The following is a 14,540-nucleotide window of genomic DNA, read 5'->3' as shown; positions in this document are numbered from 1 at the left end:
CTCTTACACTTATAAGTCGACAAAATAAATCCATTGGAATAATGATCCGGCTATTTTCCCCAATACGAGTGCCATTAACAAATAAATGATCTTCTCTTGAATTCCGATTCGTTTTGAAAGAACTGGAAATACATTCAGGACTTCAGTTAAGGCAGCCGCAAGCATCCCATTAAATATCCCGTCAGCCAAACCGATCGGAATTAAAAGAAAATGCGGAAGGGAAAGTTCCGTTTCCTGTAATCCTAACCATGTTCCTGCGACAACTCCGGCAATGATGGCTCCTTCATAGTAATGTATCATTTTCATTGTTTTTGTCAGCTGAGTCAGTCTTGGAATCACCCCAAGTACAGTTAAAAACGCTACAAAACCGGCACCTGTTGCAAACCCCCCGGCTAAACCGACAAAGATTCCGAAGATGATCTTACCGGTCATCAAGGTGGCGCACGTTTTCCTTATTTTCATTCATGATTACATAACGGTCCAAATCCTGCTGATAGTTGAACATTTCAACCTCGAGCGGACTAGGTTCCTCATTGAAGCGTTTTTTAAAGAAATGATTAAAAAATAGAATCATGCCCATACCAAGGCCGAAGCTATATGGGATTTGGATCAATAACGGCTTATCTTCCACTTTTCCCGTTATTATAGTAAAGATTTTTTGATGCACTTCCCCCATGCTGACATCCACATGAAAATTCATGATCGTCATCCCGCCGCCGACAAATAACAAAAACCAAACTAAGGCGAATGTCAGGTATGACATTTTCTTTTTCGAAAGGATGATTTCGATGATCGTTTGGGAAGGGCCGAATGTTTCCACTTCAATAGTCGGATCCATCTTGCGGATGGACATGATAACTTGAGCTAAATCAATGACAATAATATTCTTATCTTCCTTCTTGACCGTTAATAATATGATTTCTTCAATTTTGGTAATCACTTCTTCAGGTCCGATTATCCTTGCAATATCTTTTATCCTCACCGTTTGATTTCCCTTTGCTTGTACACGGTTCCTCATCCTGATATATACAACTGTCATTATCATCACATCCCGACCTTTTATTTCCTTATGCTAGTAGTATGGATTGGAAGCAGTTTGAAAATGCAGGAAGTGAACCATGTCCAAATATTACTAATTTGAAACCAAAAAAAGACACGCTGCAATGACAGCATGTCTTTTTGGTTTACATTCAACTATTAATGAGTGGGGAAGAAAATCAGCTGAACCAAAAATATCAACCCAAAAATATAAATGAGCGGATGTACCGATTTTCCTTTTCCGCTGAATACCTTCATTAGGGGATATGTGATGAACCCAATTGCAATCCCTGTAGATATACTTGAAGTAAGCGGCATCGTTAAAATGATCGCAAATGCCGGAAATGCCTCATCGAAAATTTTCCAATTGACTTTAGCCAGCCCTTCCATCATGAAACATCCCACGATGATCAAAACGGGAGCTGTGATTGCTTGAACTGAAGAAATTGCCGATATCAATGGAGAAAAGAAAATCGATGCAGCAAACAAGATGGCCACGACAGTAGCGGTTAATCCCGTACGTCCGCCTGCAGCCACTCCCGTACTCGATTCCACATAGGCAGTCGATGGGCTTGTACCAAACATCGAGCCGACTGTAGTCGCAATCGCATCACCTAAAAAGGCTTTCTTGGCACGAGGGATTTTCCCATCCTTCGTTAGTCCTGCCTGTTCTGTCACGCCAATCAAGGTGCCTGTCGTATCGAAGATCGTTACAAGTAAAAAGGCGAAAACAATCGAATATAAAGAATTCGTGAAGACCCCAGCAATATCGATATCGAAAAATACCGGGGTTGGAGGTACAGATAAGACCCCATCGAAGTTGAGCAAACCGATAAAGTAGCCAATGATTGCCGTAACGATCATGCCAATGAAAATGGCCCCTTTTATATTACGGGCCATAAAAATCAAGGTAATGAATAAGCCTGCTAACGCTAAAACGGTTCCTGGCTGATGTAAATCGCCAAGCGTCACCATCGTTGATTCATTTGGCACTACGATTCCAGCATTTTTCAATCCGATAAACGCAATGAATAAACCAATTCCGGATGTGATGCCGTATTTTAATGAGTTAGGAATCGCATCAATTATCATTTTACGCAAGCTAGTCACGCTAATTAATAGAAATAGCAAACCAGCAATGAAAACCGTACCGAATACGGTCTGGTATGAAAGGCCCTGTGCCCCCACCACACTGGCAAAATAAGCATTCAAGCCCATCCCTGGTGCTATCGCAATCGGGTATTTTGCAACGAGCCCCATGATTAGGGTACCTATCACCGCTGATATGACCGTTGCCATGAAAACTTGTTCAAATGGAATTCCGATTGAAGACAATAAAGCCGGATTCACAATGAGGATATAAACCATAGTTAAAAATGTCGTAACACCCGCCATGACTTCTGTACGGACATCCGTCCCATTTTCTTTCAGGGAGAAAAACTTTTCCATAAACATTTTAGACCTCCAGATCTAAAGGAATCACCGACAACCGTTTGCACGAAAAGACAAGGTGTCCTAATATTGTATTGCATCGACGTTTTAACTGTTCAATATTCATTGAAAGAAAGATAAAAAAAACGAATGAGAAACGCGACCTTTACTATAATATTCGTTTTTATTCCTAAATTCAACTAAAAATTCGACCCCATCCCTATTTTCATCTTAAATCACTTTTACTTTTTCCTAAAATCAGTATTTATTTTCAGTTCAATAAAAAAACCACATGAATCACTGATTCATGTGGTTTTTCATTTGCTGAAGAATCTTCTTTTCCAGCCTTGATACCTGAACTTGGGAAATACCAAGCCTTGCCGCCACTTCCGATTGCGTCTGATCTTTATAATACCGCAGGAAAACAATCAGCCTTTCACGTTCATTCAATTCATGTATGGCTTCTTTCAAAGCGATTTGATCGAACCAGGATGTTTCATTATGGTCGGCAATCTGGTCAAGAAGAGTAATCGGATCTCCATCATTTTCGTAAACCGTTTCATGGATCGATGAAGGGCTCCTGCTAGCTTCTTGGGCCATGATGATTTCCTCTGGCGATAGCTCTAAATGTTCCGCCAATTCATTGACAGTCGGGACGCGGCCATACGTCTTTGAAAGTTCCTCTTTGGCCCTGCGAATTTTATTCGCCATTTCCTTTAATGACCGGCTTACTTTAACCGTTCCGTCATCACGGATAAAACGTTGGATTTCACCAATGATCATAGGCACAGCATACGTTGAGAATTTCACTTCAAACGATAAGTCAAATTTATCCACGGACTTCAACAGACCTATACAGCCTATTTGATAAAGGTCATCCGGTTCGTAACCTCGATTGAGGAATCTTTGCACTACTGACCATACAAGCCTCAGATTGCTATTGACAATCAGATTCCTCGCATCTTGGTCACCGCTCTGGCTGCGTTGGATTAAATTCCGCAATTCCTCATCTTTTAAATGGGGCTGGCCTTTCTTGCTCTTCTCGTTTTTAACCTCCACATCCATATGCAAGTCTCCCTTAATTGCACAAAGCTCTGCTTGTAGTTAAGTGCTTTTTTAATCGAATGATCGTGCCTTCGCCCTTATGGGAAATTATATTGATTTCATCCATGAAGTTTTCCATGATGGTGAATCCCATACCGGAACGTTCAAGTTCGGGTTTTGTCGTAAATAACGGCTGTTTAGCCTCCTCGACGTCTTCAATGCCCAGTCCTTCATCCCGGATGGTCAATTCCACAGTATCGCCTTCGATGACCACTGAAATGTAGACCCAACCTTCCGGGTCACTCTCATACCCGTGGATGATCGAATTCGTAACGGCTTCTGACACGACAGTCTTGATCTCTGTCAATTCATCCATCGTCGGGTCCAGTTGGGCAATGAATGCCGCAACAGTTACCCTGGCAAAAGATTCATTTTGGCTAAGTGCAGAAAATTTCGTTTCCATTTTATTTTTCATATTAGGCAACCCCCAGTCTTTGCAAAGCGTTTTTTTCGGATAGTTCCATTTTAACAATTTTAAACAACCCTGACATCTCAAATAACCGCTTTACTGCTGGAGAAATTGCACAGACCACCATTTCACCTTGCTTTTTGTTTACCTGCTTATAACGCCCCAAAATAACTCCGAGCCCTGAACTGTCCATAAAATCCAGTTCTTCCATGTTGAGGATGATATGCTTGATATTATGCTTTTGAATGGCTGCCTCTGCCTGATTCTTCAATTTTTCTGCTGTATGATGATCTAAATCACCTTTGAGACGAATGCACAATACGCGGTTTTTCGCCTCCATATTAATCGTAAGACTCATTATATACAGCCTCCTTCACTGTCTTATAAAGAGTCAAATTCTCTTTTTCACCTGCCGATTCCTCCCTACTAGCAAAACTAGTGGAGTTTCGCCTAAATTAGTACGATTAACAGGCAATGCGACAATTTATTCTATTTCGCTTGGGTAAACATGCCGAAAGCCCGTTTATACAATTGCCACCAGCTGGCATTATCAACAGTTTCCTTCGCAACAATCGGAGATTCGACATATACCTTGCCGTTTTTCTTCAATTCAAGCGTACCAATTTCATCACCTTTTTTAATCGGGGCATCCAAATCTTTTTCAAGCGTGATTTTTTTTGTAAAGTCCTTTGCCGTTCCGTTTTTGGCTGTCAAAACTGATATAGGTTCACTTGTGACGCCCACCACGGTTTTCTTTTGCCCTTTACTTACCTTGGCTTCACCTAACACCTCACCGCGTTTATAAATAGGGTATGTGATGTATTGTGAAAATGCATAATCTAACATCTTGGTAACCTGAGCGTTTCGTTCCTTTGGAGAAACGGCTCCGAAAACGACGGCAATGACACGCATATTCCCTTTTTTAGCAGTAGCTGTCAAACAATACTTCGCTTCATTTGTAAATCCTGTTTTCAGTCCATCGACCCCAGGATAAAATTTCACTAACCTATTTGTGTTGACGAGCCAAAATTTCTTTTCGGTATTTTCACGGAGATAATCTTCATATGTACCCGTGAACCTTGTAATCGTATCGTATTTCAATAATTCCTTCGCCATGATCGACATATCATGTGCCGAACTGTAATGATCTTTAACAGGAAGTCCCGTTGCGTTTTGGAACTTTGTATTTTTCAACCCGAGGTCTTTCGCCTTTTTGTTCATTTCCCTGACAAACTCTTCTTCCGATCCAGCTAGACGTTCAGCCATCGCCACCGATGCATCATTCGCCGAACCAATCGAGATGCCCTTAAGCATTTGTTCCGTGGTCATTTCTTCTCCTGGCTCAAGGAAAATCTGGGAACCGCCCATCGACGCTGCATACTCACTAGTCCTGATTTTCTCCTTCATGCTGAGTTCGCCTTTATCGATCGCTTCCATGATCAGCAGCATCGTCATGATTTTCGTCATGCTTGCCGGTGAAAGGCGATCGTCTGCATTTTTATCATAGAGAACAGTACCTGTATCCCGTTCAATCAAAATAGCGGATTTAGCATTTGCCGCCAGTTCGACTCCTTTTTCTTCAGCTGCTTTTGTATGCGGGGTGTTAAAACCCAATGCTACCAAAACGGTTAAAAAAACAGAAAGAATCCGCTTCATCTCCATACCCTCCAATCTTTATATTTTTTATTTTTTCCATTAAAACCATTTTTATACAAATAAAGATGAATTTTGAACATATACTGGATATAGGGTAACAAAGTGAACCAAATTAAAAGAGGATGCGCATGGGCATCCTCTTTTAAGAATTCAATGGGAAAAACGTAAAAAGGCCGCTCAAAAGCGCGGCCTTTTTTGGAAAATGTTTATTCCATGATCTCTTTATAGATCAATGTAGGTTTTTCTATTTTCTCTTTGGAAATCGCAATGCTTTCATACAATTTTTCTTTTACCTTTGAAACATCTTCAAAATTGCTGTAAATCGTCACAAGTGATTCACCTTTTGCTACGGTCTCCCCGATTTTTTTACGAAGTACCAGTCCGACTGCCAAATCAATCTCTGATTCTTTTGTCGCCCGCCCGGCGCCTAAGAGCATGGCTGCCGTTCCTACTTCATCAGCGATGATTTCCGATACATATCCGTCCTCTTTCGCTTCCAGCTCGAAAGTATGAGCAGCCTGCGGTAGTTTTTCCGGCTGATCCACAACCGAACCATCGCCTCCCTGCGCTTCCAGGAAAATCTTGAATGAGTTAAGTGCAGAACCATCCTTGATCGCATTTTCCAGCAAGGTTCTTGCTTCTTCCAGCGAGCTTGCTTTTTTGGCAAGGTATACCATATGGCTTCCCAGTGTTAAAGAAAGTTCCGTTAAATCTTCCGGCCCCTCTCCTTTAAGCGTATCGATTGCTTCCTTCACTTCTAAAGCATTTCCGATTGCGTAACCCAACGGTTGGCTCATATCGGAAATGACAGCCATCGTGTTTCGTCCCACATTGTTTCCAATGCTAACCATTGCATGCGCCAATTCTTCGGAATCTTCGAGAGTTTTCATGAAAGCGCCCGCTCCCGTTTTAACATCAAGTACGATTGCATCTGCACCAGCGGCGATTTTCTTACTCATGATCGAGCCAGCAATCAAACCGATACTGTTAACGGTACCCGTAACATCGCGCAATGCATATAACTTTTTGTCGGCCGGAGTCAGGTTACCACTTTGCCCAATGACAGCTATCTTATTTTTATTGACAAGCCGGATGAACTCGTCATTTTCTATTTCGACATGAAATCCTTTTACAGACTCCAACTTATCGATCGTCCCGCCTGTATGGCCAAGACCGCGTCCTGACATCTTTGCCACTGGAACACCAACAGCAGCAACCAATGGTCCAAGCACTAGAGTTGTGGTATCACCCACACCGCCTGTTGAATGTTTATCGACCTTAATTCCTTCAATCATCGATAAATCAATTTGATCTCCCGATTCGACCATTGCCATGGTTAGATCAGCACGTTCCTGCTCATTCATGCCTTTAAAATAAACAGCCATTGACCAAGCGCTCATTTGGTAATCCGGAATCGATCCATCGGTAAACCCATTGATGATGAACTGTATTTCTTCTGTAGTAAGAGCCTTTCCATCACGCTTTTTCTCGATTAAATCTACCATTCTCATATTAGAATCCCCACTTTTTAAAGACACCGATTTTCTTAAGGTGTACTTGTATTTTTTTGGTTCGTTTTATATGTCTTTAACGATTTGCTTAACAAATTCAAGAAAACTGCTTTTCACTTTTTCAGTCGTTTCAATTACCTCTTCATGTGACAAAGGCTGATCCAGAATGCCCGCGGCCATATTGGTAAGGCATGAGATTCCGAGCACCTTCATTCCGCTATGCCTTGCTACGATAACTTCCGGGACTGTCGACATACCAACTGCATCCCCGCCAAGGATCCTTGCCATTTTCACTTCTGCCGGTGTCTCATAGGTCGGTCCTGTATTACCGATATAGACACCTTCTTTGATATCCAATCCTAGTGAAGCTGCTATTTTTTTTGCTTGCGTCCGAAGGTCTTTATTATAAGCTTCCGACATATCAGGGAATCTAGGGCCGAAACGCTCTTCATTAGGACCAATCAATGGGTTTGCCCCCATTAAATTAATATGATCCGTAATGAGCATCAAGTCACCTGGTTGATAGCTTTCATTAACGCTTCCGGCAGCATTCGTTACGATTAACTGTTCAACACCAAGAAGTTTCATTACACGGACAGGGAAAGTGACCTTCTCCATGGAGTAACCCTCATAAAAGTGGAAACGTCCTTGCATCGCTACAACCTTTTTGCCACTTAATTGTCCAATAACAAGCTGTCCAGCGTGTCCTTCAACAGTCGATACCGGGAATTCCGGGATTTCGTGGTAAGGAATCGTTATCGGATTTTCAATTTCATCCGCCAATACTCCAAGTCCGGAACCAAGAATCAGTCCTATCTCCGGAGAGCCTTCAATTTTACTTTTTATGAATGACGCAGCAGTCTCTATTTTATTAAACATCTATTTATTCTCCCCTAAATTTAGATCGCCCAATATACTTTTTCCGAAGGCAGGCATTTTCACATCAAAATTAGCAGCGACCGTCGCCCCAATATCAGCAAATGTATCTCTTATTGGGAGTTCGGCACCTTCTGTAAATCGTTTGGAATAGACTAACAATGGTACATATTCACGTGTGTGATCGGTTCCTTCATGGACCGGATCATTCCCGTGATCGGCAGTGATGATCAATAAATCATCCTCTTTCAGTTTATCAAGGACTTCAGGCATGCGAGCATCGAATTCTTCCAATGCCTTTCCGTATCCCTCTGGGTCACGGCGGTGACCGTATAAAGCATCGAAGTCGACTAGATTAAGGAAACTTAACCCTTTGAAATCCTGTTCTACTGTTTGAATTAATTTATCCATTCCATCCATATTGGATACGGTCCTTAATGATTCAGTGACACCTTCCCCATCAAAGATATCCGAGATCTTCCCGATTGCAAGGACATCATATCCAGAATCTTTCAATTCGTCCATTACTGTCCGGTCAAACGGTTTCAATGCATAATCATGACGGTTAGGCGTTCTTTTGAAGTTGCCTGGTTCACCAGTGAACGGTCTGGCAATAACGCGTCCAACCTTGTACTCATCAGCCATTGTCACTTCACGGGCAATTTCACAAATCTTGTATAATTCGTCTATCGGGACGATATCTTCATGTGCAGCAATCTGTAATACGGAATCAGCTGATGTATATACAATCAGCGTACCCGTTTTCATATGTTCCTCGCCAAGCCTCTCAATGATTTCCGTGCCGCTTGCCGGGACATTCCCAATAATCCCCCGACCCATTTTCGCCTCGAGTTCATTGACTAATAATTCCGGGAAACCATCTGGAAATACACGGAATGGAGTCGATATATTCAATCCCATGATTTCCCAATGACCAGTCATCGTATCTTTCCCTGTAGAGGCTTCCTTCATTTTCGTATAGTATGCGAGAGGTTGCTGAGCTTTTTCAATTCCCTTGATTTCACGGATATTGCCTAAACCCAATTTTGCGAGAGTCGGCATGTTCAATCCATTCATTTTTTCTGCGATATGGCCGAGTGTATCCGCACCTTTATCGCCGAATAAATCTGCATCAGGTGCTTCGCCAATCCCAACTGAATCCATAACTATTACAAATATTCGTTTAAATGCTGAATTCCCTTTCATGAGTCATTCCTCCTAAAATAGTAAATCACTTTTTATACTCTCTATAATACCCTTATTCTGCTCAGTTACTCTTCATTTAAATGAAATCGCAAGAACGTCAGAAGTCTGACCTCTCTACATTGTAAACGATTACCATGATGGAGACAAATAATATATTTCGGAATGAAACAAAGTGCCATAAGATGTGCGTTAGAATCATCAGCATCCCTTATAGCCGTCTCGCCGACACAGAAAAGGCTGCTCCTTCAACTGCCTCGCAGTTAAATTCACAACCTTTCTATCATTCTATTAATCCTTTAAGCTCGCGGATGGAATTTTGAATAGACATCCTTGATCCGTACGTTCGTAATATGGGTATAAATTTGAGTTGTCGAAATATCCGCATGACCAAGCATTTCTTGGACGGCACGTAAATCAGCCCCATTCATCAATAGATGTGTCGCGAAAGAATGTCTCAGTGTATGCGGTGTAACTTCTTTTTCAATCTGTGCCGATTTTACAAGTTTTTTTAGAATCTTCCAAAATCCCTGCCTTGTCAGCCTATTTCCATGATGATTCAAAAAAAGTGAATCTGTCCTGTGCTTTGGGCTGGCCATTTTCCCCCGGGAACTTTCCATATAATGTTCAATCGCACCCAATGCAGTTTGTCCAATCGGAATGATCCTCTCTTTATTTCCTTTCCCTACACAACGGACAAAACCCATCGATGCATGGACATCACTCACATCCATGGATATCAACTCACTGACACGCATACCCGTCGCATACATCAGTTCGAGCATTGCCTTATCGCGTAATCCGAATTCATCCATTTTCTTCGGGGCTTCCAATAGTGCTTCCACCTCTTCCATGCTTAACACCTTTGGAAGGCTTCGTTCCGGCTTTGGCGTTTCTATATGTATGGACGGATCCTGATTTGTCACTCTTTCCCTTAGAAGAAATTGATGAAAAGATCGAATGGAAGCTATATGACGCGCCACCGTCTTCGATGATTTCCCTTGATCCTTTAACTTCACGAGAAAATGCAGGATGTTCACCCGCCGCGAATCATTCCAATCTTCAATGGTTTCAACATCTTTCAGAAAGCTCCAATATGATCTTAAGTCACGCTCATACGAGACGAGCGTATTCTTGGCAAGTCCTTTTTCAATGGTTAAAAAATGAATGAAATCCCTAATTTGATTCTCCATATTCATTACTCCCCGTTTAAATAAAACAACATTAGGCGTTCAAGCCATGCATCATCACCCGTATCAACAGCCTTCGATACTTTTACAGCCATGCCTTTCGGTTCATCATAACGATGATAACTTTGATATTCCTGATTTAACCATACCATTCCTATATAAAAAAGAACAGTGAAGCTCACAAAGAGAATCATCACTTTAGCCGTGTGCAAAATAAGCGATAATGATGTTTTCATCCTTTCCCCTCCCATTCGACCCTTTGTATCAATCTATGCCCAACAGGACAAGTTTTATACGTGTTTCGGAAAGGAGAAGTCAAAAACAGCTCTTACTTGAGTAAAACCAGCTATTAAATGCAGAAAACCTTCTCCATTAAATGGAAAAGGCCCGTCTTCATTCACCCTACTTTTCTTCTTTGTCATGACATCGATGACAAATGCCATGAAAGGTTAATCTATGGTCTTTTATCTTGAAGTTCCAATCGCGTTCCACAATGTCTTCTACGTCTTCAAGTAGGTCTTCCTGGATCTCATCTACCGCACCACATTCCACACAAACAAGATGATGATGGAAATGCGCAGCTCCTTCTTGTCTTAAATCATAACGGGAAACCCCGTCTCCAAAGTTAATTTTATCCACTATTTTCAATTCAGTCAGCAACTCTAGCGTACGGTAAACTGTTGCCAATCCAATTTCCGGCGACTTTTCTTTGACAAGGAGGTAAACGTCTTCTGCGCTTAAATGATCCTCTTCATGCTCAAGTAAAACGCGGACGGTCGCTTCTCGCTGAGGCGTTAATTTGTAGCTGGACGAGTGTAACTGCTTTTTTATCCTATCAATTCTATTTTCTATTTCCATACCTAATATTCCCTCCCGCGCCGCTATCTTATCCATTATATCAAAAGAGGGAAAACTGTCAAAATAGATTTCTTGTTAATGATAAAAAAATTTGCGGGAACGGTATATTTCCATCAATGCCCCAATAAACTTACGACATTTTTCATTAAAGAAGGGGATAGGTACGCTTCAAATGCAGCAGCCGTAATCAAGAATAGCCCCGACAAAACCAATGAGAAAATATACCGTGAAATTATCGGCTTCAGCGGTTCACGAACCTGCTTAAGGAAAATCCGGCTGATCATTTTCATGGATAGTGAAACGGCAAGGACGGTTATTACGATGAATATCGGGACGATGAATATATTTTGGGGTAGAATAGCGACAAACGATAATAAGAACCCGCTCCATCCCATTTGATTGACTAAAAAGCCGACCGTGAATCCAACGACCATCCCTTTTATAAATAACAAAACCAGGATGACAGGCAAACCGATGACCGATATTCCGAGAATCCAGATGACCCCGATATATTTTATATTATGCATAATACTTTGGCTGAACATATCATGCGAAGATGCAAATTCACCTTTGGATACTTGTCCGAAAAATTGCGATAAATAATAGAACAAGTCTTCCTTTTGGGTAAAGCTCAAACTATTCACCAATATTGCCCCAAAAATGACACCCATCAAAAAAAGCACAGTGATAAAGACATATAATGAGGAATGTTCGTTAATATGTTTCATTACGGCATTTTGTACGACAGATTTTTTTTTCATCTTTCATCCTCCCAACTCCGCTTACTAGAATCTATGTTTTCGCTCTTTCATTTATGCTAAGAAAACTTTCCTCTTCAGCCGAACACATTGAACCCAATTCATGTTATAATTTTCCACATCAATGAGATGGAGGCAGGTTATGAAGGCTATATTAATGGATTTTCCCGAAAAAATTGAAACCCCTCGATTATATTTAAGACCTTGTCAGCCTGGCGATGGCCTGGACCTTTACGAAGCCATTGTCCATTCTAAACCTGAATTGAAACAGTGGCTGCCGTTTGCCCATCAAGATGTTTCTTTGGAAACTTCTGAACAGAACGTCCTTAAGGCCTTTGCTGACTTTATTTTAAAAGAGGATATCAGACTCCATATTTATAGGAAAGAAGACGATCAATTCATCGGTTCCACTGGTCTGCACCGAATCAACTGGGCTATCCCTAAATTCGAAATTGGCTATTGGATTGATACGAGATTCAGTAAACTGGGCTACGTAACGGAGGCAGTGGAAAAGTTAACTAAATTCGCCTTTTACCATTACGGTGCAAAACGGGTCGAAATCCGCTGTGACCCTAATAATATTGCCAGCAAACGAATTCCCGAGAAGCTTGGATTCACCCTTGAAGGAATTTTGCGTAATGACTGCCTTAGTGCAGACGGCACGGAAGTGCGGGACACCTCCATTTATGCAAAAACAACAAATTAAAAAAGTCCTGACAGATCTCATCTGTCAGGACTTTTTTCAGGTTAATTCCTTTTTGACCTTTCCATATTTTCCTCCGCCCCCCACTTCAAAAGAAAGCGTCCCTTTTCTGGCAGAATCGATGTAGACCGCCAATTTTTCAGGAACGATTTCCATTAGCTGTTCAAGCGTAACTTCATGAAGGATATTCATCTCTGTTCCAAATGCCACCAGCAGTTTTTCCATGGATTTAGGTCCGAGTCCCGGGATGAAGTCGAGTGGCACTTGATGGATATACGGCGGCCTTTCCTTTCCGTCTCTTCTGTCCATCCCGGAAACGGAGAGTTCTTCAATCCTGGACGATACCCCTTTAATAATGGATTTATTACCACACTCAGGACATTGTTCACTATCCCTCAATACCTGATGTAAACACCCTGAACATACGGTTTGATGATACTTTCCCAATAAGGGGTTCAATCCATAATTAACGGTCACCTTGCGATTCCCTGTTTCTTTAAGGGCTTTTGCCAGCTCATTGAAACTTGGTTCTTCAAGCAGGACTTTTTGATATTCACGAGCGATTTTCCCAAGCGAATGCGCATCGGAATTTGTTACGAATACATAGGGGTCCAACTCCTCGATATCCTTGACCATTTCTGTATCTGAACTTAAACCAAGTTCGATGGCATCAATTAGCTCCGGATCGAATACTTCAGTCAGACTGGATCGCACCCCTTTTCCATATAAGCTTTTAAATGGGGTGAAAACATGTGCCGGGATAAACAGGCCGCCCAGTGACTTCACGGTTTTTTGCAGCGTTCTTCCATCACAATAAATCCTTTGGGAGCTCAAGGTGATATTTTTAACATGTCCGCTCATCCATGAGGAGAATTCCTTCATCGCTTTTAAAGTGGGAAAATAGGCAAGGACATGGATCGGTCCATTACAATTATGATCATAAATTTCAATCTCCGAGCCCGGAATGATGGTTGTATTCTTGTACTGAAGTCCGCCATCAGTCTTTTCCGTGATTTCGCCATCAAGAATCCCCGCTTCGATCTCTTCGATAATTTCAGGAGAATGACAATCGATTATCCCGATTAGATCAAGGCCCTTCCTGTCACTTGCCACTTGCAGCACATTGCTGAAGGTTAACGTTTTAGCACCTGTTATTTTCACGGCCCTTCCGCTTCTCGTTCTGCCTATATGGATATGCAGGTCAGCGTAATACTCTTTCATTTATGATGTCATCGCCTTTTTCAACTGCAGATACTGAACTGCATATGCCGTTTTGGCATCCTGGATCTTCCCTTCATCCAGATAAGTTTGAGCTTCCTCCAGCGTAAGTTCAAGCATCTCGACGAATTCATCTTCATCCAGCGGTGCCGCATTTTCTTTCTTTTTCAAATTGTGGGCCACATACATATGGACCAATTCATCGGCGAAACCTGGGGATGTATAGAAGGATATGATGTGCTCCATTTTTTCACATTCATAACCTGTCTCCTCTTCCAGCTCCCGTTTAGCCGACAGCACCGGTTCTTCGCCTTTTTCAAGCTTCCCTGCAGGAATTTCCACCAAGCTTCTCTCCAGTGCTTTACGGTACTGTTCAACCATGATGATTTTATTTTCTGACGTTAGAGCTATGACGGCAACCGCTCCCGGATGCTTGATTATTTCACGTTTACCCGTTTTCCCATCAGGAAGCTCTACATCATCCACTTGCAGGCTGATTACTTTTCCTGTGAAGATTTTTTCCGAAGACAGTGTTTTTTCTTCAAATTTTTTCATCGTGACCACTCCTCTGTTCTAATTGCAGCA

General features: G+C 41.8%; 17 protein-coding genes. 1 reads left to right on the top strand and 16 read right to left on the bottom strand.

The annotated features are described in order from the left end of the window. Nucleotides 1–9: 9 nt before the first annotated feature. The 14 genes from J7I96_RS22955 to spoIIM all read right to left on the bottom strand — a co-directional run bounded on the left by J7I96_RS22955 (nucleotide 10) and on the right by spoIIM (nucleotide 12,037). Nucleotides 10–432, bottom strand: coding sequence for a stage V sporulation protein AB (locus J7I96_RS22955; protein ID WP_034308131.1), 423 nt, complete (start codon nucleotides 430–432; stop codon nucleotides 10–12). Next, entirely contained in the window at nucleotides 422–1,039 is a 618-nt protein-coding gene (locus J7I96_RS22950; RefSeq protein WP_311315203.1) for a stage V sporulation protein AA, read from the bottom strand. Before J7I96_RS22950 ends, J7I96_RS22955 begins: the two co-directional genes overlap by 11 nt. A gap of 158 nt (nucleotides 1,040–1,197) precedes the next feature. After that, complete coding sequence (locus J7I96_RS22945) at nucleotides 1,198–2,487, bottom strand: NCS2 family permease (protein ID WP_048680228.1); 1,290 nt, start codon at nucleotides 2,485–2,487, stop codon at nucleotides 1,198–1,200. 279 nt (nucleotides 2,488–2,766) lie between these two features. Further along, complete coding sequence (sigF, locus tag J7I96_RS22940; protein WP_034308137.1) at nucleotides 2,767–3,534, bottom strand: RNA polymerase sporulation sigma factor SigF; 768 nt, start codon at nucleotides 3,532–3,534, stop codon at nucleotides 2,767–2,769. 13 nt (nucleotides 3,535–3,547) lie between these two features. Then, nucleotides 3,548–3,988 carry an anti-sigma F factor gene (gene spoIIAB / locus J7I96_RS22935; protein ID WP_034308139.1) on the bottom strand — a complete coding sequence of 147 codons (441 nt, stop codon included), beginning with the start codon at nucleotides 3,986–3,988 and terminating at the stop codon, nucleotides 3,548–3,550. 1 nt (nucleotide 3,989) lies between these two features. Next, nucleotides 3,990–4,340 carry an anti-sigma F factor antagonist gene (gene spoIIAA, locus J7I96_RS22930; protein ID WP_034308142.1) on the bottom strand — a complete coding sequence of 117 codons (351 nt, stop codon included), beginning with the start codon at nucleotides 4,338–4,340 and terminating at the stop codon, nucleotides 3,990–3,992. Between the two features lie 131 nt (nucleotides 4,341–4,471). Beyond that, complete coding sequence (locus tag J7I96_RS22925) at nucleotides 4,472–5,638, bottom strand: D-alanyl-D-alanine carboxypeptidase family protein (RefSeq protein WP_214923419.1); 1,167 nt, start codon at nucleotides 5,636–5,638, stop codon at nucleotides 4,472–4,474. A gap of 206 nt (nucleotides 5,639–5,844) precedes the next feature. Then, nucleotides 5,845–7,149 (bottom strand): pyrimidine-nucleoside phosphorylase, encoded by a 1,305-nt coding sequence (locus J7I96_RS22920; RefSeq protein ID WP_048680161.1) that lies wholly within the window; start codon nucleotides 7,147–7,149, stop codon nucleotides 5,845–5,847. 66 nt (nucleotides 7,150–7,215) lie between these two features. Beyond that, nucleotides 7,216–8,028, bottom strand: a complete 813-nt coding sequence (locus J7I96_RS22915) for a purine-nucleoside phosphorylase (protein WP_048680164.1) — start codon at nucleotides 8,026–8,028, stop codon at nucleotides 7,216–7,218. Next, nucleotides 8,029–9,231 (bottom strand): phosphopentomutase, encoded by a 1,203-nt coding sequence (gene deoB, locus J7I96_RS22910; RefSeq protein WP_214923417.1) that lies wholly within the window; start codon nucleotides 9,229–9,231, stop codon nucleotides 8,029–8,031. Nucleotides 9,232–9,527: 296 nt separating this feature from the next. Then, nucleotides 9,528–10,421 carry a site-specific tyrosine recombinase XerD gene (gene xerD, locus J7I96_RS22905; RefSeq protein WP_214772124.1) on the bottom strand — a complete coding sequence of 298 codons (894 nt, stop codon included), beginning with the start codon at nucleotides 10,419–10,421 and terminating at the stop codon, nucleotides 9,528–9,530. A gap of 5 nt (nucleotides 10,422–10,426) precedes the next feature. Continuing rightward, nucleotides 10,427–10,654 carry a YqzK family protein gene (locus J7I96_RS22900; RefSeq protein WP_034308153.1) on the bottom strand — a complete coding sequence of 76 codons (228 nt, stop codon included), beginning with the start codon at nucleotides 10,652–10,654 and terminating at the stop codon, nucleotides 10,427–10,429. A gap of 166 nt (nucleotides 10,655–10,820) precedes the next feature. Further along, on the bottom strand, nucleotides 10,821–11,270 hold the full coding sequence (gene fur, locus J7I96_RS22895; RefSeq protein WP_214772180.1) for a ferric iron uptake transcriptional regulator: 450 nt from the start codon (nucleotides 11,268–11,270) through the stop codon (nucleotides 10,821–10,823). A gap of 119 nt (nucleotides 11,271–11,389) precedes the next feature. Next, nucleotides 11,390–12,037, bottom strand: a complete 648-nt coding sequence (spoIIM, locus tag J7I96_RS22890; RefSeq protein WP_034308157.1) for a stage II sporulation protein M — start codon at nucleotides 12,035–12,037, stop codon at nucleotides 11,390–11,392. Between the two features lie 139 nt (nucleotides 12,038–12,176). Between spoIIM and J7I96_RS22885 the strand changes: the two genes are divergently transcribed. Continuing rightward, a complete protein-coding gene (locus tag J7I96_RS22885; RefSeq protein ID WP_214772125.1) occupies nucleotides 12,177–12,740 on the top strand; it encodes a GNAT family N-acetyltransferase in 564 nt (187 codons plus the stop codon). A gap of 36 nt (nucleotides 12,741–12,776) precedes the next feature. Here J7I96_RS22885 and J7I96_RS22880 read toward each other — a convergent pair whose 3' ends face one another. Both J7I96_RS22880 and J7I96_RS22875 read right to left on the bottom strand, forming a co-directional pair. Then, on the bottom strand, nucleotides 12,777–13,958 hold the full coding sequence (locus J7I96_RS22880; RefSeq protein WP_214772126.1) for an endonuclease Q family protein: 1,182 nt from the start codon (nucleotides 13,956–13,958) through the stop codon (nucleotides 12,777–12,779). Then, a complete protein-coding gene (locus J7I96_RS22875; RefSeq protein WP_214772128.1) occupies nucleotides 13,959–14,510 on the bottom strand; it encodes an NUDIX hydrolase in 552 nt (183 codons plus the stop codon). Between the last annotated feature and the right edge of the window lie 30 nt (nucleotides 14,511–14,540).

This window comes from Bacillus sp. ISL-78, from assembly GCF_018613455.1.
Lineage (GTDB): Bacteria > Bacillota > Bacilli > Bacillales > DSM-1321 > Peribacillus > Peribacillus frigoritolerans.
Note: the sequence above shows the minus strand (reverse complement) of the source record. Positions and strands in the feature narration are given on the sequence as shown.